Raw genomic sequence first — 19,690 nt, forward strand, 5'->3', positions numbered from 1 at the left:
ACACGATGAGCAGCGAGAAGCCCGTCTCACACTTCCTCGAACTCGCGCGCGGCATGGTGCCGCCGATGCACCCGGCTGGGCGCCCGTTCGTCGCCGGTGCGGCGATCGCGACCCTCCTCGTCCGGCTGCGCTTCAAGCGCCTGGGCGTCGTCCTCGCGCTGGTCACGGCGTGGGTGGCGTGGTTCTTCCGCGAGCCGAAGCGCGTGACGCCGACCCGTCCGAACCTCGCCGTGGCCCCGGCCGACGGCACCGTCTCGCACGTGGTCGACGCCGTCCCGCCCGCCGAGCTCGGTCTCGGCTCCCAGCCGATGACGCGCGTGAGCGTGTTCCTCTCCGTCTTCGACGTGCACGTGCAGCGCGTGCCCGCCGACGGCGAGGTCGTCCAGGTCTCGTACCACCCCGGCAAGTTCCTCTCGGCCGACCTCGACAAGGCCTCCGAGGAGAACGAGCGCAACACCGTGTGGCTGCGCACCGTCGACGGCCACGACCTCGTCGTCGTGCAGATCGCCGGCCTGGTCGCGCGCCGCATCGTGTGCGAGGTCGCCGAGGGCGAGAAGGTCACCGCCGGCCAGACCTACGGCCTGATCCGCTTCGGTTCGCGCGTGGACCTCTACGTCCCGCGTGGCAGCCGTGTCCTGGTCGAGGCCGGCCAGCGCACGATCGGCGGCGAGACCGTTCTCGCCGAACTTCCGGAGGCCTGATGGCGCCCAGCGGGCCCGGCGTTCGCCTGCTGCCGAACGCGATCACGGTCCTGGCCATGTGCTCGGGCCTGTCCGCAGTGCACTTCGCGAACGTCGGCATGTGGGGCGCGGCCATCGCGTCGATCGCGGCGGCCGCCGTGTTCGACGGCCTGGACGGTCGCATCGCCCGCCTGCTGGACGCGACGTCGAAGATGGGCGCGGAGCTCGACTCGTTGGCCGACGCCATCTCGTTCGGTGTCGCGCCCGCACTCGCGATCTACCTCTGGAAGTTCGAGGGCAGCCGCGCGGGCTGGGTCATCGCGCTGATCTTCGCGGTCTGCATGGTGGTCCGCCTGGCCCGCTTCAACACGTTGCTGGAGAAGGAACAACCGCCGTTCGCGAAGGAGTTCTTCGTCGGCGTCCCCGCTCCGGCAGGCGGCCTGTTGCTGCTGCTCCCCCTCATCATCGAGGAGCAGGTGCGCACCGACGGCTGGTGGAACTCCCCCGTCGTCGTTGGTGTGTGGACCGTCGTGGTCGCGATGCTGCTGGTGTCGCGCATCCCGACGTTGTCCGTGAAGACCGTGAAGGTGCCGCCGCGCGCGGTCGCGCCTCTGCTGGTCCTCATCGGACTGCTGGCCGCCGCGATCATCACGTACCCGCTGGTGGCACTGATCATCGCGATGGTCGTGTACCTGGCGCACCTGCCGTACTCGGTGCGCCGGTACATGTGGTTGTCCAAGCACCCCGAGGCGTGGACCGTCACGGGCGCAGACCGCCGCGCCATCAAGCGCGCGCACGGTGTCGCCGCACGCCGTCTCGGCCTGCGTCAGCCGTTGCACGGTCGCGTCGCCGGTGCGGCCATGCGCGCGGTGCGCCGGCCACGGCGTGACGCTTCCACCGCTGCGGCGGCGGAAGGTGCGGCGCCCAGTGCCAACGGGCGCCGCCGTTCGTGGCGTCAGCTGGGACTCAGGCGCCAGCCGAAGCGCTGATCACCACCTGAACGAACTGCGGGCCGGACACTTTCCTCGTGTCCGGCCCGCTTTCTCGTTCCTGACTCAGGCGCGGACGGCCTGCGCCAGGATCTGCTCCTCCGACAGCACGCCGGCGTACACGCGGACGTCGTCGATCCCGCCCTTCCAGAAGGAGTCCGCGCCACCGGTGGACGCGCGGCGGCCGAGCTCCAGATCGGACTCGGTCTGCGCCGACCCGCCCGTGAACGAGGCCTTCGTGACGTAGATGCCGTTGAAGTACAGCCGGATCTCGGAGTTGAGCTTGTCGTGGACGGCCGTCAGGTACGTCCACTCCTGCAGTTCCGCACCGTAGGCGGTCTTCACGGTGGTGCCGTCGATCACGAACTCCCACGTCTTCGAGGCTCCGCCGTACCTGAGGTCGAGCAAGGAGGTGTTGTTGTGCACCAGGCTCACGAACGTGCGGTCGTCGCCCTCGCGCGCGTCGAGGTCCAGCCTCGCCCACGCGGAAACCGAGAAGGAGCGGTCCGTACGGATGCGCGGGCCGCGCAACGAGACGTACGAGTCACCGTTGAAGCGCAACGACCTGTCATCACCGTCCTCCTCCCAGTCGACACCGGGACCGATGGCCGAGGACGTGCCGGTGACCTCGTCCGGGGTGAAGCCGCCGCTTCCGTTGAGCTTGTAGTGGCTGCGCAGACCGGCGGCGCTCGCCACCCTCTTGACCTCCGCGTCGTTCAACGTCCGCTGGTGCACCCTGACATCGTCGATGGTGCGGGCGCCGTCGAGGTTCGCGCTGTTCCAGCCGTTCCCGCCGACGAGCAGCCGCGCTGCCTGCCAGCCCTCCACACCGGTGACCTCGGCCTGCTTGACGCCGTCCACGTGCAGCGCGAGGGTCGCGCTGGTGGACTCGTAGGTCCCGGTCAGGTGCGTCCAGACGCCGATCAGCGCCGCATCACGCGAGAGCGCCACGCGGGGAGCGGTCTTGTCCGCGGCCGCGGACATGCCGAACGCCCAGCGCCCAGCCGCGGAGTCGAAGTACAGGCCCGCACTGTCGTCGAGGGCGACGATGCCTCGGGCGCGGGCAGCGTCGTCCACCTTCGCCCACGCGGACACGGTGAAGTTCTTCGACGTGTCGATCGGCGCCGCACCGCTGAGGTAGTCCTGCCTCCCCGGGAACGCGACGGCCCGGTTCCCGTGCCCGAGCACGTGCCCGTCGACGAACCCGTTGGACGTCAACGGATTGCGCCCGTTGGTGTCGACCCACGTGTAGTCCAGCGCCCAGTGCGCCACCGCACCCGCACCCGGCAGCACGAAGAACTCGTACCGCTGCTGGGCGGAGTACTGCCCCGCGCTGTTCACCGACCGGGCGAACAGCTGCTGCACGCCCGAAGCACGCGGCGTCCACTGGATCGTCGCCTTGCCGTCGGCATCGGCGGCGACCTCGTTGTCGAGGGACTCACCGCTGTCGTGGCTGAACGAGTAGACGAACTTCACCACGTCGTTCGCCTGCAGCTCGAACGCCCCCGCGACACCGACACCACCACCGGGATGCGGTGCCGGCGGGTAGGTGAGGGAACTGACCTGCGGCGCCTCGGGCACCTCGGCGGCGTGGGCGACAGGCGTGGCGAAACCGGCCGAAACGGCCAGTGCGAGAACGAGCGCGGGCAGGCGAAAGCCGCGCGCCGGTTTGTGGCGCATCAAGATGACCCCCAGGTCTGTGACGACCGGGCCTGGCCCGGTTCAGGATCACCGTAGCGGTCGGGTCCGACAACTCCAGAAGAGTCCGTTCAGGTCAACTAGAGTCGGCGTCGTGATCACGCTGACGGCTCGCCTGTCCCCGTCCGCACTGGACACCCGGCGCGGCGTAGTCCGCCTCCACCCGGAGGTGCTCGACGCCCTGGGCCTGCGCGCCTGGGACGCGGTGAGGCTGACCGGCGCCCGCGTGAGCGCCGCCCTGGCCGCGGCCGGCGAACAACCACCCGGCGTGGTCCTGGTCGACGACGTCACGCTCACCAACCTGGGCGTGGTCGAGGGCTCCGAGATCGTCGTGGCCCCCGTCCAGGTCACGGCCGCGCGCTCGATCACCGTCGCAGGCTCTCGCCTGGCCACCACGGCCCTCACGCCGGAACACGTGCGCATGGCGCTGACCGGCAAGGTCCTCACCGTCGGCGACAACGTCTCGCTGCTCCCCCAAGACCTGGCACCGCCCCCCGGCGCCAACGTCTCCGAGACGCGCCGCAGGCTGTCCAACGCCATCGGCATGACGTGGACCAACGAACTCATCACCATCACCTCGACCGACCCGGCGGGCCCGGTGGCCGTGCAGCCGTCGAGCGTCGTGGGCTGGCGCTCGGCCCAGGCCCCCGCAGCCGAGGTGACCCCGGTCGTGGTTCAGGAGAAGCACGAGGCGCTCCCCGTCGCCGACCTGGTGGGTCAGCGAGACCAGGCCCGCCGCCTGACCGAGTGGCTGGAACTGATGTTCCGCCAGCCCGACCTCCTCACGAAGCTGGGCGCCTCCGCAAGGCTGGCCGCGATGGTCAGCGGCCCGGAAGGCGTCGGCAAGGCAACGCTCGTCCGCGCAGTGGCCCGTCAGCTGGACGCTTCGCTGGTGGAACTGGCCGCCCCGAGCATCGCCGTCCTGGAACCAGGCGCGATGGCCAAACAGCTGGGCGACGCGATCTCAGGCGTCCCAGAACAGCCCACGGTCCTGCTCCTGACCGACATCGACGCCCTGCTGCCCACCACCCCACCACCGGTGGCCACCGTCGTCCTGGACATCCTCCGCACGGCGATCTCCCGCCCGAACCTGGCCCTGGTGGTCACCTCGGCGAGGGCAGAGTCCGTGGACACCCGCCTACGAGCCCCGGACCTCGTAGACCGCGAACTGACACTCCCCCTCCCGGACGCAGCGGGCAGAACCGAACTGCTGCGCGTACTGCTCCGCGACGTCCCCCTGGAGTCCGATGTGGACTTCGGCGAGGTGGCGGCCCGCACCCCGGGCTTCGTGGCGGCAGACCTCTGCGCCCTGCGCCGAGAGGCAGCAGTCAGAGCAGCCCTGCGCCAACGCGAGGTGGCAGAACCCCGAGTGGGCCAAGAAGACCTGCTGGGGGCCCTGAACACGGTCCGCCCGATCTCCATGTCGGCCTCGGACACAGTGCAAACCGGCGGCCTGACGCTGGACGACGTGGGCGACATGAAGGAGGTCAAGCAGGCCCTCACCGAGGCAGCCCTCTGGCCCCTGCGCTACCCGGACTCCTTCGCCCGCCTGGGAGTAGAACCCCCACGAGGCGTCCTTCTCTACGGCCCACCGGGATGCGGCAAAACGTTCCTGGTCCGAGCCCTGGCAGGCTCAGGCCAGCTGAACGTCCTGACCGTCAAGGGCGCCGAACTGATGGACAAGTTCGTGGGCGAGTCAGAACGAGCGGTACGAGAACTCTTCCGCAGAGCAGCAGACGCAGCCCCGGCCCTGATCTTCCTGGACGAGGTGGACGCCCTGGCCCCACGCCGAGGCCAGTCGTCAGACTCAGGCGTAGCCGACCGAGTGGTAGCCGCCCTCCTGACAGAACTGGACGGCGTAGAACCCCTCCGCGACGTGGTGGTGATCGCCGCAACGAACCGCCCAGAGCTGATCGACCCGGCCCTGCTGCGCCCAGGCCGTCTGGAACGCCTCGTCTACGTGCCACCACCAGACGCAGAGGCCCGCACAGAAATCCTCAAGGCCTCATCCCGCAACACACCACTGTCCAACGACGTGGACCTGACCACCCTGGCAGGCGAACTGGACATGTACTCAGCAGCAGACTGCGCAGCCCTCGTACGAGAAGCAGCACTAACGGCAATGCGGGAATCCCTGGAAGCAGCAGAAGTAACACAAGCCCACCTGGCAAAAGCACGAACAGTAGTGCGCCCATCCCTGGACCCAGCACAACTGGTGTCACTAGCCGCATACGCAGCAAACAGAAGCAAGACCTGACAAAACGCGAGGCCGAAGGCGAGCCGTCCTACCACAAGGCAAGGGCGGTGGGGTCCCATCACGAGTCGCGCCATAGCTCTTGCTGCACCTGAAGAGGGGTGTCAAGCGGACACGCTTTTCGTCCGCTTGACACCCCTCTTCAGGTGTGGCCCGCTCCTGGTGCGGCTCGTGATGGGACCCCACCGCCAACGCACCCGGCAAAGCAACAGGCAGCCGCCCAAAGCAACAGGCGTGCCATCTACCTACGCACGGCGCGGGCCCCCTGATCAGATTGCCGGGGGTCTGGGGGCAGAGCCCCCAGGAAAGCACGCAACCGCAGCCCCGCCAACGCAACAGGGGAACGCAACCCAACCGACGCGACCCTACTTGTTCTTGGAAACACCCTGATAGTCATTGGTGACGATCAAAATGATCCCAGGCGCAGAAGACTGGATCCCGTCGAACCGAGGCTCAACCCGAGCCCGCAACACCGACGCCAACTCCTTGGCAGAAGCTTCCTCATCAGTCCCAGGCCGGAAGTAAACGGTGGTGGTGGGAATGGTCCCACCGGAGTAGTTCCCAGTCCCCTCAACCGTCCACCCGTTGGCCCGAACCTCATCAGAGGCCTTGGAAGCCAACCCGGTAATGGTCGAGTTGTTGTAAATCCGAACCGGAGCCTTGGCCGTCCCAGGTTGAGTGACAGGCGGAGGCGGCACAGCAGCAGAAGAGGTAGGCACAGTAGGCGAACCCGTAGTGGTGCCAGCAGCAGACGACGACGTAGAGGCAGGCGGCTGTTCAGAAGCGGCCTGCGAGGAAGTAGTAGCCACCGGAGGCGCTGTAGAAGACCCCTCGGCAACAGGGGGTGTCTCAGAACCCCCGCTGCTGAACAGGCTGACAACGCCGATCACCAACGCGACGGCGGCGACGCCGAGCAGGGCGAAGCCGGCGGCCTTGGCCGGACGGGACGGGCTTGCGGACTCGGGGGAGGTCATCAGTCCTCGGTGCTCCTGGCGCGGGCGCGAACCCTTTGGCGGCCTGTCCGGACACCGCGCAGCCGTTTGACGAGCATCGGATCGGCAGCCAGGGCGGCTTCGGATTCAACGAGCGCGTTGAGCAGCTGGTAGTAGCGGGTCGCGGACATGTCGAACAGTTCCCTGATGGCCTGTTCCTTGGATCCCGAGTACTTCCACCACTGACGCTCGAACGCGAGCATCGTGCGTTCGCGGCTGGTCAGCCCGTCAGCGGAGGTGAGCGTCTCGGCGTGATCCATCTGGCTCCCCACGGTAGCCACACCATCTCAGGTGCGGGCAATTCAATCACGTGATCGTTCCAACCTACCGCGCGACACCGACAGTTTTGGACGGCATAAAGTTCAGCCATGGCCGTCCACCGCATCCGCATCGCCGGCGACCCCGTGCTCCACAACCCGACGCGCGAGGTCACCGAGTTCGACACCGAGCTGAAGACCCTCGCCGACGACATGTTCGAGACGATGGCAGCGGCTCGCGGAGTGGGGCTCGCGGCCAACCAGATCGGCGTCGACCTGCGGATCTTCGTCTACGACTGCCCGGACGACGAGGGTGTCCAGCACCGCGGTGCGATCGTGAACCCCACGCTCGAGACCTCCGAGGTCCCGGAGACCATGCCGGACCCGGACGACGACTTCGAGGGCTGCCTGAGCGTGCCCGGCGAGGCGTACCCGACCGGACGCGCCCACTGGGCGAAGGTGACCGGCCAGGACCTCGACGGGCAGCCGTTCGAGGTCGAGGGCACCGGCTTCTTCGCACGTTGCCTGCAGCACGAGACCGACCACCTCAACGGCTACCTCTACACCGACCGCCTGATCGGCCGGTACCGGAAGGAGGCCAAGCGGATGCTGCGCGACAACGAGTGGAACAAGCCGGGCCTCTCCTGGGACCCGACCGATCCCGCGAACTTCGACGAGGACGACGAGGACTAGGACTCAGGACCGGGGCCGGAGCACCGACTCCACCTGCGCCAGCTCGTCCGCCGTCAGCGCACCGAACTCCAGCGCACCCGCGTTCTCCTCGACCTGAGCCACCGTCCGGACACCCGGGATCGGCACCAGGCGGGGAGACCGCGCCCAGAACCACGCCAGCGCACCCTGCACCAACGTCCGGCCACCCGACGTCAGCACGTCACGGACAGCCTCACGAGCCGCGAAGTACTCGGGCGACGGCCGACCGTCGACGAAGAACCGCAGCCAGGACGGGTTCGTGACGCGCACGTCGTCCGCGGGCAACTCCGGGAACGTCTCCCGGGCCAGCAGCCCCATCGCCAACGGCCTCCGGCACAGCACCGCGAAGTCCCCCGCGTACATCGCGGGGTTGTCGAACAGCAGGTTGATGTCGGCCTGCGCCGCGATCCCGTGCTCCCCCTCGCAGAAGAACCGCGCCCGCTCGACGTCGTCGGTGCTCCACCCGTAGGCGCGGATCTTGCCGGCCGCGACCAGCGCCTCGCACTCGTCGCGCAGCAGCGCCGCCTCCTCCATCCCCAGGTCGCCCACGTGCAGCTGGTAGAGGTCGATCCGGTCGGTGCCGAGCCGCCGCAGCGACCCCTCGACGGCGCGGCGCAGGTACTCGACCGACCCCTCGTTCCCGGTCATCCGCCTCGACGAGGCGTCGAACCCGCAACCCCACTTCGTGGCGATCAGCACCTGGTCACGCACGTCCGCAAGCGCTTGCCCCACCACCGTCTCCGCGTGCCCGCAGCCGTAGACGTCCGCCGTGTCGAACAGCGTCACGCCCAGCTCCACCGCCCGCCGCAACGCCTTGACCGACTCGCCGTCGTCAGCCGGTCCCCAGCCGACCGGCAGGCCGTCCGGGCCCGAGAACGGTCCACCCATGGCCCACGTGCCGAAACCCAACTTCCCCAGTTCCAAGGTCATGGGACTACCGAACATCCTGGAGTGCGCTCCAGGTCAAGAAACAAGTTGCGGCGACCAGCGACCATCAACGCATGCCCGTCGAAAACATCGTCGCCTTCATCGCGGCCTCGTTCCTCATCGCACTGTCGCCCGGACCTGGCACGGCCATGGTCCTGCGACAGTCGGTGCACGGGCGAAAAGCCGCGCTGGCGACGGTGTTCGGCATGGAGGTCGGCGTCGCCTGCTGGGCCGTCGCGGCCGCCCTGGGCCTGAGCGTGCTGCTCACGGCGTCCGAGATCGCCTTCCACGCGCTCCGGATCGCGGGGGCCGTCTTCCTGATCTACCTGGGCGTCAAGGCCCTGATCAGCAAGAGCCTGCCCGACGCGGCGCCGCCGCCCGCCAGCCACGCGTTCCGCAGCGGCCTGGTCGTGAACCTGGCCAACCCGAAGCTCGGCGTGTTCGCGATCTCGTTCCTACCGCAGTTCGTGCCTGCCGGGGAGGCCGGCCAGGGGGTTCTGCTCTTCCTCGCCGTCGGCTGGGTCCTGATCGACACCGTCTGGTACCTGATCATCGTGTCGATCCTGCACACGATCAGGGGCTGGCTCGGCCGGCCGCGCGTCCGTCCCGCGCTCGAGAAGCTGTCGGGCGGCGTGCTGCTGGCGCTCGGAATCCGGCTGGTACTCGACCCGCGTTGAGATCGGGTTGCCCCGGCGCCAGAAGAGCTCGGGCAACCCGGCCAGCTCGCCGAAGGTGTGGCAGGCCGCCATCGACGCATAACCGCCGGCCAGCACGTGCGCGCGGATCCGGTCCAGACGACCGAACTCGATCACCTCACCGGCGATCAGGAACGGCAGCACCAGCTGCCAGGCCTGCACGACGGCCGGACGACGCCGGTGGGGTGCGCGCAGGGCCGCGCGGGCGACGCGGAGCAGGTGCTCGTTCGCGCTCATCGTGTACGGGTGCGCCGCGTGGTCCCAGTTCCACCGGCGCTCCTCGGTGACGGCGCACCGGACGCACTCGACCGGCCCGGTGCCCAGTTCGGCACCGCAGCGGGAGCACGCCAGCAGCGTCATCGCCCAGTCGACGCAGGTCCAGGGGTACTGGCCGACGTCCGCGGAGGTGACCAGTTCGGCCAGCTCCCGGTCCGCCAGCTGGGACGACGTGCGCAGCGCCTCCCAGTCCGCGAGCCAGAACTGGTCGAGCAGCTCGGCGCAGAAGCCGCAGTCGGGGTAGCCCCTGCCTGCGAGTTCACCGCAGGAAGGGCATGCCGAGACCACGGCGGGACGCTGGCCGCGTCGCGCGCCGGGCGGGAACGGCTGGTGATCAGCCACGAGGAAGAGATTAGGGGCAAACGACGCCCTTGGCAGCTACGGCGCGCTCTGACTATGGTCGGTTCTCGACAACTCAACACAACGCGGGAGCTCGCGCCTGAGCGGGCTGAGAGGGTGACTGGCTGTGGAGCCGGTGTCACCGACCGCCTGAACCTGACCGGGTAATGCCGGCGTAGGGAGGAATGTCGTGACGGCACTTGACGACCGTTCGGTCAAGCCCAGTGTGACCACCGGCCCGATCTCGGGGTCTCGAAAGGTGTACCGCGATGGTGTGCCTTTCCGCAGGGTGGAACTGACCAACGGCGAACATGTCGATCTGTACGACACTTCCGGTCCGTATACCGACGACAACGCGACCATCGACGTCCACAGTGGACTCCCTGACCTGAGGTCGGGGTGGATCGCCGAACGGGAACCGATCAACGGAGCTGTCACCCAGCTCGCGTACGCGAAGGCCGGGATCATCACCCCGGAGATGCGCTACGTCGCGACGCGGGAGAACCTCGACGCGGAGTTCGTCCGCGAGGAGGTGGCCATCGGGCGTGCGGTCATCCCGTTGAACCGCAAGCACCCCGAGGCCGAGCCGATGATCATCGGCAAGAAGTTCCTCGTGAAGATCAACGCCAACATCGGCAACTCCGCGGTGTCGTCGTCGATCGAGGACGAGGTCGAGAAGATGGTGTGGGCCTCCCGCTGGGGCGCTGACACGATCATGGACCTGTCCACCGGCAAGCGGATCCACGAGACGCGCGAGTGGATCCTGCGCAACTCGCCGGTCCCGATCGGCACCGTGCCGATCTACCAGGCGCTGGAGAAGGTGAACGGCGATCCGGCGGCGCTGTCGTGGGAGGTCTACCGCGACACCGTGATCGAGCAGTGCGAGCAGGGCGTGGACTACATGACCGTGCACGCGGGCGTGCTGCTGCGGTACGTGCCGCTGACGGCCAAGCGCGTCACGGGCATCGTCTCGCGCGGCGGTTCGATCATGGCCGCGTGGTGCCTCGCGCACCACAAGGAGAGCTTCCTCTACACGCACTTCGAGGAGCTCTGCGACATCCTGCGCACCTACGACGTGACGTTCTCGCTGGGTGACGGCCTGCGGCCGGGTTCCATCGCGGACGCCAACGACGCGGCGCAGTTCGCCGAGCTGAAGACCCTCGGCGAGCTCACGCACATCGCGCGCGCTCGCGACGTCCAGGTCATGATCGAGGGCCCCGGCCACGTGCCGATGCACAAGATCGCCGAGAACGTCCGGCTCGAAGAGGAGTGGTGCGGCGAGGCGCCGTTCTACACCCTCGGGCCGCTGGCCACGGACATCGCGCCGGCGTACGACCACATCACGTCCGCGATCGGCGCCGCGCAGATCGGCTGGCTGGGCACCGCGATGCTCTGCTACGTCACGCCGAAGGAGCACCTCGGCCTGCCGAACCGCGACGACGTGAAGACCGGCGTGATCACGTACAAGATCGCGGCGCACAGCGCGGACCTCGCCAAGGGCCACCCCGGCGTCCAGGACTGGGACGACGCGCTGTCCAAGGCGCGTTTCGAGTTCCGCTGGGAGGACCAGTTCAACCTGTCGCTCGACCCGGACACCGCGCGCTCGTTCCACGACGAGACGCTCCCCGCGGAACCGGCGAAGACGGCGCACTTCTGCTCGATGTGCGGGCCGAAGTTCTGCTCCATGAAGATCACGCAGGACGTGCGGCGCTACGCCGAGGAACGCGGACTGTCCACTGTGGAGGCGATCGAGGCGGGCATGGCGGAGAAGTCCGACGAGTTCGCGGACACGGGCAAGAAGGTCTACCTCCCGGTCGTGGAGTCTTCGTGACCGAGTCACCACCCAGGGTCCTCACCATCGCCGGAAGCGATTCCGGCGGTGGTGCGGGCATCCAGGCCGACCTCCGCACGCTCTTCGCGTGCGGAGTGCACGGCTGCGTCGCGCTGACGGCCGTGACGGTCCAGAACTCGCTGGGCGTCACGGGAGTCTCGGAGATCCCGGCCGACACGGTCGCGGCGCAGATCATCTCGGTCGTCGAGGACATCGGCGTGCAGGCCGCGAAGACCGGCATGCTCGCATCGGCGGCGATCATCGAGGCCGTCGCCCCGGCCCTGGACCGCGTCGGCATCGGCTCGGGGAAGACCCCGTTCGTCGTCGACCCGGTCTCGGCGTCCATGCACGGCAACCAACTGCTCGCCGACAACGCCCTGGACGCGTTGCGCGGCCTGCTGTTCCCGCGCGCGACGCTGGTGACGCCGAACCTCGACGAGGTGCGGCTGATCACCGGCATCGAGGTGAAGGACCGCGTGGACCAGCGCGTGGCGGCGGAGGCTCTGCACGCCCTGGGCCCGGAGTGGGTGCTCGTGAAGGGCGGCCACATGTGGGACGACCCGGAGTGCCTCGACCTGCTCTACGACGGCCGTGAGTTCATCGAACTGCCCGGCCCGCGCTACGACACCCAGAACACGCACGGCAGTGGCGACACGCTCGCGTCGTCGATCAGCGCGGCGCTCTCTCGCGGTGCTTCGGTGCCCGAGGCCGTGCGGTTCGGCAAGGACTTCATCGTCCGTTCGGTGGCCGCGGCCTACCCGCTGGGTGCCGGGGTCGGTCCGGTGTCACCGTTCTGGAGCCTTGACAGGTAACGGGCGTACATCGCCCTCAGGTCGGTCGTCTCGGGATCGAGCAACCAGACCGCCGGCGCGCCTTCGAGGAACGCGATCAGCTCGGTCGCGGCCGCTTCGCCCTGTTCCGCGGCGAAGCGGCCGCGGAGCAGGCGATTCCTGGTGCGGAACCGGTGCATGATCTCGTCGTCGAGCAACGCTTGGACCAGGTCGCTGCCGGTGATTCTCGCTGCGGCCCGCGTGCCGGCGCAGACCCGCGAGGTGCTGATCGCGGAGTTCGACGCCTTCAACCAGGCGCTGCTGCGCCGCCTAGTACGCCAGCCGTAGATCACGATCTCGTTCGTTGACTCATTCCGCGTCTGACTCCCTCCGCCGGCGGAGGGAGTCCTTGATCTCGCTGAGCCTGGCCGCTGTGGCAGGGGTCCACTCCGCTTGTCGCCGGCTGGCACGAAGGGCGTCGTCGATCTCGCCGAGTTTGGCGGCGGACACCACGCCTGCCCGCTCCATCAGGTCTTCCCGGCGCAAGGTGGTCAGCCAGGTGCACGGGGTAGAGCCCGGCCACGGAAATCCGAACCGCAGCACGCCGTCGAAGGGCAGTCCGTCCTGGACGCCGACTGCGACTTCGACTCCCAGGCCGCAGATGTCGGTGTCCGCCGGGGCGACGACCTGCATCGCCCGGAGGCCGGATGGATCTTCCGCGGACAGCAGCACGACAGGCCGTCGCTCGTCGAACTCGGCCCACCAGACCTCGCCTCGCCGCATCTGTCCTCCAGCAGCCACCCAGCCATGAAGATCACGATCTACTGCTGGAGCACTGGCCGGGCACGCACCTCGTCGTGCCCGGCTCAGGCGACCTGCGGGAACACGCCTACTTCGGCTCTTCGCCGACCAGCGTCTCCAGCGCGTCGAGAGCGCCCACGAGGGCCGAGATGTGCTCCGGCGTGAGCTGTTCGATCCGCCGCTGCAGCTCGCGCACCCGCGCGGACCGCACGCCGGACACCATCGTCTCGCCCTCGGGCGTGGGGGTGGCGAGCCAGGCCCGGCCGTCCTGCGGGTCGGGTTCGCGCTTCACGTACCCGGCCTCGACCAGCGCGGCGACGATGCGGGACAACGTCGGGGGCGCCACGCCTTCCTTGTTCGCCAGATCGCCCAGGCGCATGGGGCCGCAGCGCGCGAGGGTGGCCAGCGCGGAGACCGCGCCGGGGCCGAGTCCGGGGGAACCGGTGCGTCGCAGCAACCGGGCCAGCCGGCCGATCGCCAGGTACAGGCGCGCGGTCGCGTCCTCGACCTCGGCGTCAATGGGGGCCGTCACGGCTAGTCGTCCTCCTCGGCGGATTTCAGGTAGTGCTCAATCATCCCCCAACACGTGAGTACCCAAGGTAGCGACTCAGAGACCCGGCGAAGACGCTTGGGCCCAAAAGCGCTGCGGAATCCTTCCGGCCAAGCGCGCCAGACGTCCGCCCTCGACCGCACAACGCATGGCGGCGCCCATCCGTTCCGGGTCCTGAGCTCGGGTGACCGCGGTCGCCAGCAACACCGCTGAGCAGCCGAGTTCCATCGCCAGGGCCGCGTCCGAGGCGGTGCCGATGCCCGCGTCGAGAACTACTGGAACAGAAGCACGGGAAGTGATCAGCTCGATGTTGTGCGGGTTGCGGATGCCGAGACCCGTACCGATGGGCGAGCCCAGCGGCATGACGGTCGCGCACCCGATGTCCTGGAGCTTCAACGCCAGCACCGGATCGTCGTTCGTGTAAGGCAGGACGACGAAGCCGTCGTTGACCAGCCGCTCGGCCGCGTCGAGCAGCTCGACCGGGTCCGGCAGCAGGGTCTCCTCGTCGTGCACCACCTCGAGCTTGACCCAGTTCGTCTCCAGCGCCTCGCGCGCCAGCTGGGCGGTCAGCACGGCCTCGGCGGACGTGCGGCAGCCCGCCGTGTTGGGCAGGACCTCGATTCCAAGGCGCCGCAACAACTCCAGCACACCGGTCTGACCTGCGGCGTCGACGCGGCGCATCGCCACGGTGGTGAGCTCGGTGCCGGACGCGACCAGTGCCCGTTCCAGCACCGAGAGGTTCGCGGCACCGCCGGTGCCGGTGATGAGCCTGGACCGGAACTCCCGGCCCGCGATGATCAGCGGATCGTCCACGTCATCCTCCCTGGACCGCGGTCAGCACCTCGACCACGCCGCCGTCCGGCACGATCGTCCTGACCCACAACGCCCTCGGCACCACGGCACCGTCGAGCGCCACGGCCACGCCCTTCTCGGGTGCTCCCACCAGCGTCACGACCGCGGCCACCGACGTGCCCTCTGCCAAGTCACGGGAAGTCCCGTTCACCTGTGCCTTCACGAACTTCCTCCCTGGATCAACTCGACCACTAGGCGAGCGGTGTGCGGGGCCAGCAGCAGGCCGTTGCGGTGGTGGCCGGTCGCGGCGATGACGCCGGGTTCGAGGAAACGCACGATCGGCACGTTGTCCGGGCTGCCCGCGCGGAACCCGACGGCGGCCTCGGTCAGCGCGTACTCGGCGATGCCGGGCAGCACGGTTTCCGCGTCCCGCAACAGGTCCCGCACGCCCGCGACGGACACGTCGGTGTCGAACCCCGCCTCGTACTGCGTCGCGCCGACGACCAGACCGTCGTCTCGCGGCACCAGGTAGACCGGGCGGCCCGAGACCAGCGCACGGATCGTGTGACGTGGGGGCGGCAACGCGCCGGGCCGGTGCGAAAGTCTCAGGATCTCGCCCTTGACCGGCCGGATCACGTCCTTCAGGGCGGGGTGCAACCGGCCACTCCACGCCCCGGCCGCGATCACCGTGACCCGTCCCTCCACTGAGGACACGACTCCGGCGTCCAGACAAGCCTTCCACAGTGCGGAAAGCAGCACCCTGTTGTCGACGGCGAGATCCCCCGCCGCGTACACGCCACCGCGCACCGCCGGGCCCAGGGAAGGTTCGAGCGCCCGGATCTCCCGCGAGGTCAGCAAGTCCCCCGCGTGCCGCAGGTCGGCGAGGTCGCCCGGCTGCGTCCCGACCGCCAGCGTCCCGGCCTCGAACAGCGGAACGCCGATCGACGCGGCGAACTCCGGCCACATCGCCAGGGCCTCGACACCCTGCGCCACCACGGCTTCCTCGCCCGGCCAGGCCTCCGTCAGCGGTGCGAGCATGCCGCCCGCGACCCGCGAGCCCGCGTGCGGCGAGCCGTCGTCGAACACGGAGACCGAGAACCCGGCCCGTGCCGCGGCCAAAGCCACGGACAGCCCGATGACACCGCCACCCCGGACGGCCACTTCCACACTGCTCAAGGCATTCACGCTCCCTGCGCCGGCATGACCCGGATCAGGTTCGACGGTCGGAGCGAACCACGCTCCCTCTCAGCCCGGTGTTCTCCAGGCTCCCGTGCGGACCGACTTCAACATAACGGTTAACGTGCGTACGTGCCAGGACTCGACGGAAACCTGATCAGGCAACGACTCGCCGACGCGACCCTCTACCTCTGCACGCCGAACCGGCCTGATCTGGCCGAGTTCGCGGACGCGGTGCTCGCGGGCGGCGTCGACATCATCCAGTTGCGGGACAAGTCACTGGAGGCGAAGCAGGAGATCGAGGCGATCGAGGTCCTCGCCGAGGCCACCGAACGCCACGGCCGGCTGCTCGCCGTCAACGACCGCGCGGACATCGCACACGCCGTGCGAGCCGACGTGCTGCACCTCGGCCAGGACGACCTGCCCGTCCCGTTCGCCCGCCGGATCATCGGCGACGAGGTGGTGATCGGCCGGTCCACGCACGACGTCGAGCAGATGACCGAGGCGGCCGCGGAACCCGGCGTGGACTACTTCTGCACTGGCCCGTGCTGGCCGACCCCGACCAAGCCGGGCCGTCCGGCACCGGGACTCGACCTCGTCCGCGCCACGAGGACCGACCGCCCGTGGTTCGCGATCGGCGGCATCGACCTCACGAACCTCCACGAGGTCAAGGCGGCCGGAGCCACCCGAGTGGTCGTCGTCCGGGCCATCACCGACGCCGAGGACCCCCGCAAGGCCGCCAAGTCGTTCAAAACTAAACTTAGTAGTTGAAATTTGAACTAACACGCGTACGCTCGGAGACGTGAGCGCACCTGTGCTGTACCTGAGCCACGGGGCTCCCCCGCTGGCTGACGACGAGACGTGGACCAGAGAGCTGAAGGACTGGTCCGCCACCCTCCCGCGCCCGGAGGCCGTGCTCATGGTCTCCGCGCACTGGGAGGAGGCGCCGACCACCATCGGCGCGACGACGACCGTGCCGCTGGTCTACGACTTCTGGGGCTTCCCGCAGCGCTACTACGAGGTGAAGTACGAGGCGCCGGGCGCACCCGAGCTCGCGAACGACGTGCGCAAGCTCCTCGGCGGCCACGTCGAGCAGGACGAGCAGCGCGGGCTCGACCACGGCGCCTACGTGCCGTTGAAGGAGATGTTCCCGGACGCCGACGTGCCGGTGCTGCAGATGTCGATGCCCACGCTCGACCCGCGTGAGCTGCACGAGATCGGCCGCAAGCTCGCGCCGCTGCGGGACCGCAACGTCCTGATCGTCGGCAGCGGGTTCATGACGCACAACCTGAGCTGCGTGAACTTCCCCGCCGGACCGGACTACGAGCCGCCGTCGTGGTCGAAGGAGTTCGACGACTGGGCGCACCAGCAGCTCGCGAACGGCGACGTCGACGCACTGCTCGACTTCCAGGTGAAGGCACCGGCCGCCGGCATCGCACATCCGAGGACTGAGCACTTCGCGCCGTTGTTCGTGGCGCTCGGCGCCGCAAGCGACGAGAAGGCCCGCACCAGCGTCGAAGGCTTCTGGTACGGGCTCTCGAAGCGGTCCGTCCAGTTCAGCTAGCGGCAGCGGTCCTGCACTGCGCGGGCACGGTGGCCGACCTGGTGGCGATCGCGGGCTCCCCCGATCGCGTCCTGACGATCGCCGACCTGTCCGGCGAGCACGGGGTTCCGGCTGTCCCACACGGCAGGTGGTCCTGGCTCGGACTCCCGAGCACTGCACGATCTTGCCGCCGCGGCGGCGCTCGCCGAGCAGGGCTCGTGCACCGTTCCGCTCGCCGGCGTCTTCCGCTCTCCCGCGGCGCCGACGCGCACAGGCTGAGCGCGGCTGAGAACGCGAAAGCGCTGCGACACCGGGGTGTCGCAGCGCTTCACGGTGTCACGAGCACTAGCCCCGCGTGAGGGTCAGGCCGTAGCGCGACAGGATCGGGTTGAGCGGCTGGAAGTACGTGGTGCCGCCGGACGAGCAGTTGCCCGAACCGCCGGAGGTCACGCCCTGGGCCTGACCGAAGCCGGAACCCGCCACCCACGAACCACCCGAGTCGCCACCCTCGGCACAGGCGTTGGTGCGGGTGAGACCCCGGACCGAGCCCTGCGGGTAGTTCACGGTCTGGTTCTTGGCCTGGACGGTGCCGCAGCGCCACCCGGTCGTCGAACCGGAACGGCAGATCTGGGCGCCGACGGCGGCCTCGGTGTTGCCGCGGACGATGACGTTCGCGCCGCCGTAGCGGTTGACCCACGGGCGCGGCGTCCAGTTCGCGTTCGTGCGGACGTGCGCGTAGTCGTTGCCCGGGAAGACCGAGCCCGCGAACGTGCCCTGGGCGACCCGGTTGAAGCCGGACACCGCGGTGCCGGCGCGGCCGCAGTGGCCTGCGGTGACGTAGCCACCGGTCACCGAGAAGCCGAGCGAGCAACGGCCGCCGCCCATGTAGATGGCGTCACCGCCGCGCAGGTCGTACAGCGGGGTCGGGCTCTCGGTCACCTCGGCGACCTTGACCGCACCGCTGATCGACTTGGCGGTCGCGATCCACTGGTCCGCGGCCGCGTCGCGCACGTTCTTGTTGACCTCGACGACGACGCTGTTCGACTGCTCGTCGACGCGCCAGCTCGTGATCGCCGCGGGGGCGTTCATGAGGTCGAGGACCGACTTGGTCCCGGTCAGCTGGGAGAGCGAGTTGGCGACGACCTTGGTGTCCGCACCGGTCACGGAGAGTCCCGACCTGGTCACCGCCACCGTCAGTCTGCCGGTCGCCTGGTCGATCCAGGCTCCGCCGAACGCGTCGCCCAGGGAGGACTTCGCGGACTCCGCAACTTGGCCTGACTGGGCGTCATTGGCCAACCGGACGCGTGCCTGGTCAGCGTTCAGGCCCAAATCACGCTGGACCGCTTGGAGCAATTCGGCCGGGTAGCTCTCCGTATCTGAACCGGATGGGGCGACCGGTGCGGCAGGGGCGCCAAACGCCGGTACGCTGAGAGCAGTGACGACTCCGGTGGCGAGCAACACGGCACCGGTTACACGGGCCGCACTCGTGCGGTTCATCAAGCGTCTCCCTCACTTTCGGGTGCAGGGGAACCCGAGAGATCGGTTGCAGGGACCTCTCTCGGGGGCTCTAGGGGGACGGGTGGTGGGGCGGCGGCAGGGGTCGCCCCACCCCTCCCGTCCTCAGTTGCCTCTCAAATTCGGTGCAGGCGCTGTGTCCTCCACGCAAGGCGCCGGGCTCAAGCGGACGTGCCACGAGCCTCATTGCGCCTCCTTCCGGTCTCTTTCGGACCGAATCCTTTCGCCCGTTCGAGTGAAGTTGCGGAACTCTTGGCTATGACGCCCCGCCTCGAACGTGAACGAAGTGTGTCACAGCTCACGACAGATCAACTGCGGCGCGTAGCAATTGACAGTTAACTATCGCTCAACGTAGTGACGTGATCACCGAATGGGGTCGGTGGTGGACGGCGGCGTCGAGCTGTCCGACGGCTGTCGGGATTCTGTCGAAGTCGACGAGGGCGCGGTCGTCGTCGTGCTCCCGGACGGGGACTGACCGGACGTGCCCGGAGGGACCGTCACGGTGATCGTCTCGGTCTTCGTCGTCTCGGTGTGCGTCTCGGTGTGGGTGCTTGTGGACGGTGTGCCCGGATCGGCCGTGACGGGTTTGCCGGTCACCAGCTGGACGCTCGTCGCGGTGAGGACGGTCACCACGAACACGAGCAGACCGCCGACAGCGATCACCTGCCAACGCTTCTCGCGTTCCATGGACCGCTGGTAGAACACGGCACCCACTGTGGTCACAACGCTCGCGAGAACCGCACCGACGATGGTGCCGACGAGGTTGAGGCGAAGGCTCAGCACGGCCGCGGTGGCGGCGGCGAGCACACTCGCGATGAGCTTGACGGGGGTGATCTTCTCCTTCTCAGACATGACACACGTAGGACGTTGGGCACAGTTCACCGGTTGTGCCCC

At 68.9% G+C, this 19,690-nt stretch carries 21 protein-coding genes and 2 riboswitches; of the genes, 9 read left to right on the forward strand and 12 right to left on the reverse strand.

Features of this window, described 5'->3' with window-relative positions:
- The first annotated feature begins 5 nt into the window (after positions 1 to 5).
- Both SK571_RS17830 and pssA read left to right on the forward strand, forming a co-directional pair.
- Positions 6 to 701, forward strand: a complete 696-nt coding sequence (locus tag SK571_RS17830; protein WP_089908648.1) for a phosphatidylserine decarboxylase — start codon at positions 6 to 8, stop codon at positions 699 to 701.
- Positions 701 to 1,669 (forward strand): CDP-diacylglycerol--serine O-phosphatidyltransferase, encoded by a 969-nt coding sequence (gene pssA, locus SK571_RS17835; protein ID WP_319985202.1) that lies wholly within the window; start codon positions 701 to 703, stop codon positions 1,667 to 1,669. The genes SK571_RS17830 and pssA overlap by 1 nt, the downstream gene beginning before the upstream one ends.
- A 66-nt stretch (positions 1,670 to 1,735) precedes the next feature.
- Here pssA and SK571_RS17840 read toward each other — a convergent pair whose 3' ends face one another.
- Complete coding sequence (locus tag SK571_RS17840; RefSeq protein ID WP_319985203.1) at positions 1,736 to 3,349, reverse strand: LamG domain-containing protein; 1,614 nt, start codon at positions 3,347 to 3,349, stop codon at positions 1,736 to 1,738.
- A gap of 112 nt (positions 3,350 to 3,461) precedes the next feature.
- Here SK571_RS17840 and SK571_RS17845 point away from each other — a divergent pair, with 112 nt between their 5' ends.
- Positions 3,462 to 5,624, forward strand: coding sequence for an AAA family ATPase (locus tag SK571_RS17845; RefSeq protein WP_319985204.1), 2,163 nt, complete (start codon positions 3,462 to 3,464; stop codon positions 5,622 to 5,624).
- Between the two features lie 362 nt (positions 5,625 to 5,986).
- Here SK571_RS17845 and SK571_RS17850 read toward each other — a convergent pair whose 3' ends face one another.
- A complete protein-coding gene (locus SK571_RS17850) occupies positions 5,987 to 6,595 on the reverse strand; it encodes a LytR C-terminal domain-containing protein (RefSeq protein WP_319985205.1) in 609 nt (202 codons plus the stop codon).
- Complete coding sequence (locus SK571_RS17855; RefSeq protein WP_089910320.1) at positions 6,595 to 6,873, reverse strand: DUF3263 domain-containing protein; 279 nt, start codon at positions 6,871 to 6,873, stop codon at positions 6,595 to 6,597. Before SK571_RS17855 ends, SK571_RS17850 begins: the two co-directional genes overlap by 1 nt.
- A gap of 108 nt (positions 6,874 to 6,981) precedes the next feature.
- Here SK571_RS17855 and SK571_RS17860 point away from each other — a divergent pair, with 108 nt between their 5' ends.
- Entirely contained in the window at positions 6,982 to 7,563 is a 582-nt protein-coding gene (locus SK571_RS17860) for a peptide deformylase (RefSeq protein WP_319985206.1), read from the forward strand.
- 3 nt (positions 7,564 to 7,566) lie between these two features.
- Here the strand turns inward: SK571_RS17860 and SK571_RS17865 are convergent, their stop codons facing one another.
- Positions 7,567 to 8,511 (reverse strand): aldo/keto reductase, encoded by a 945-nt coding sequence (locus SK571_RS17865; protein WP_319985207.1) that lies wholly within the window; start codon positions 8,509 to 8,511, stop codon positions 7,567 to 7,569.
- Positions 8,512 to 8,582: 71 nt separating this feature from the next.
- Here SK571_RS17865 and SK571_RS17870 point away from each other — a divergent pair, with 71 nt between their 5' ends.
- The 3 genes from SK571_RS17870 (at position 8,583) to thiD (ending at position 12,461) form a co-directional block, all read left to right on the forward strand.
- Positions 8,583 to 9,185: a LysE family translocator gene (locus SK571_RS17870; RefSeq protein ID WP_319985208.1), complete on the forward strand. Its 603-nt coding sequence runs from the start codon at positions 8,583 to 8,585 to the stop codon at positions 9,183 to 9,185.
- Positions 9,186 to 9,894: 709 nt separating this feature from the next.
- A riboswitch (TPP riboswitch) is annotated at positions 9,895 to 10,019 on the forward strand.
- A complete protein-coding gene (gene thiC / locus SK571_RS17875) occupies positions 10,009 to 11,649 on the forward strand; it encodes a phosphomethylpyrimidine synthase ThiC (RefSeq protein WP_319985209.1) in 1,641 nt (546 codons plus the stop codon). It overlaps the preceding riboswitch by 11 nt.
- A complete protein-coding gene (thiD, locus tag SK571_RS17880; protein WP_319985210.1) occupies positions 11,646 to 12,461 on the forward strand; it encodes a bifunctional hydroxymethylpyrimidine kinase/phosphomethylpyrimidine kinase in 816 nt (271 codons plus the stop codon). The genes thiC and thiD overlap by 4 nt, the downstream gene beginning before the upstream one ends.
- Here thiD and SK571_RS17885 read toward each other — a convergent pair.
- From SK571_RS17885 to SK571_RS17910, 6 genes are all read right to left on the reverse strand, one after another.
- The gene (locus SK571_RS17885) at positions 12,404 to 12,772 is read right to left on the reverse strand and encodes a hypothetical protein (protein WP_319985211.1); all 369 of its coding nucleotides are present in this window, start codon (positions 12,770 to 12,772) and stop codon (positions 12,404 to 12,406) included. The genes thiD and SK571_RS17885 overlap by 58 nt on opposite strands.
- Before the next feature lie 16 nt (positions 12,773 to 12,788).
- The gene (locus SK571_RS17890) at positions 12,789 to 13,202 is read right to left on the reverse strand and encodes a type II toxin-antitoxin system PemK/MazF family toxin (protein ID WP_319985212.1); all 414 of its coding nucleotides are present in this window, start codon (positions 13,200 to 13,202) and stop codon (positions 12,789 to 12,791) included.
- A 106-nt stretch (positions 13,203 to 13,308) separates the two neighbouring features.
- Positions 13,309 to 13,752, reverse strand: coding sequence for a MarR family winged helix-turn-helix transcriptional regulator (locus SK571_RS17895; protein WP_229693556.1), 444 nt, complete (start codon positions 13,750 to 13,752; stop codon positions 13,309 to 13,311).
- Between the two features lie 75 nt (positions 13,753 to 13,827).
- A complete protein-coding gene (gene thiG, locus SK571_RS17900) occupies positions 13,828 to 14,583 on the reverse strand; it encodes a thiazole synthase (RefSeq protein ID WP_086662571.1) in 756 nt (251 codons plus the stop codon).
- A gap of 1 nt (position 14,584) precedes the next feature.
- On the reverse strand, positions 14,585 to 14,785 hold the full coding sequence (thiS, locus tag SK571_RS17905) for a sulfur carrier protein ThiS (protein WP_319985213.1): 201 nt from the start codon (positions 14,783 to 14,785) through the stop codon (positions 14,585 to 14,587).
- On the reverse strand, positions 14,782 to 15,747 hold the full coding sequence (locus SK571_RS17910) for an FAD-dependent oxidoreductase (RefSeq protein ID WP_406601996.1): 966 nt from the start codon (positions 15,745 to 15,747) through the stop codon (positions 14,782 to 14,784). Before SK571_RS17910 ends, thiS begins: the two co-directional genes overlap by 4 nt.
- Positions 15,733 to 15,844, reverse strand: a riboswitch (TPP riboswitch). It overlaps the preceding gene by 15 nt.
- A 26-nt stretch (positions 15,845 to 15,870) precedes the next feature.
- On the opposite strand from SK571_RS17910, the gene thiE reads away from it, so the two are divergent.
- Together thiE and SK571_RS17920 are read left to right on the forward strand one after the other, a co-directional pair.
- Positions 15,871 to 16,509 carry a thiamine phosphate synthase gene (gene thiE, locus SK571_RS17915; protein WP_319985214.1) on the forward strand — a complete coding sequence of 213 codons (639 nt, stop codon included), beginning with the start codon at positions 15,871 to 15,873 and terminating at the stop codon, positions 16,507 to 16,509.
- Between the two features lie 31 nt (positions 16,510 to 16,540).
- The gene (locus SK571_RS17920) at positions 16,541 to 17,302 is read left to right on the forward strand and encodes a dioxygenase family protein (protein ID WP_319985215.1); all 762 of its coding nucleotides are present in this window, start codon (positions 16,541 to 16,543) and stop codon (positions 17,300 to 17,302) included.
- A gap of 324 nt (positions 17,303 to 17,626) precedes the next feature.
- Here the strand turns inward: SK571_RS17920 and SK571_RS17925 are convergent, their stop codons facing one another.
- Both SK571_RS17925 and SK571_RS17930 read right to left on the reverse strand, forming a co-directional pair.
- On the reverse strand, positions 17,627 to 18,577 hold the full coding sequence (locus SK571_RS17925) for a S1 family peptidase (protein ID WP_319985216.1): 951 nt from the start codon (positions 18,575 to 18,577) through the stop codon (positions 17,627 to 17,629).
- A 582-nt stretch (positions 18,578 to 19,159) separates the two neighbouring features.
- A complete protein-coding gene (locus SK571_RS17930; RefSeq protein WP_319985217.1) occupies positions 19,160 to 19,648 on the reverse strand; it encodes a hypothetical protein in 489 nt (162 codons plus the stop codon).
- Between the last annotated feature and the right edge of the window lie 42 nt (positions 19,649 to 19,690).

Origin of the sequence: Lentzea kristufekii (genome assembly GCF_033949925.1) — a bacterium.
Taxonomy (GTDB): Bacteria; Actinomycetota; Actinomycetes; order Mycobacteriales; family Pseudonocardiaceae; genus Lentzea; species Lentzea kristufekii.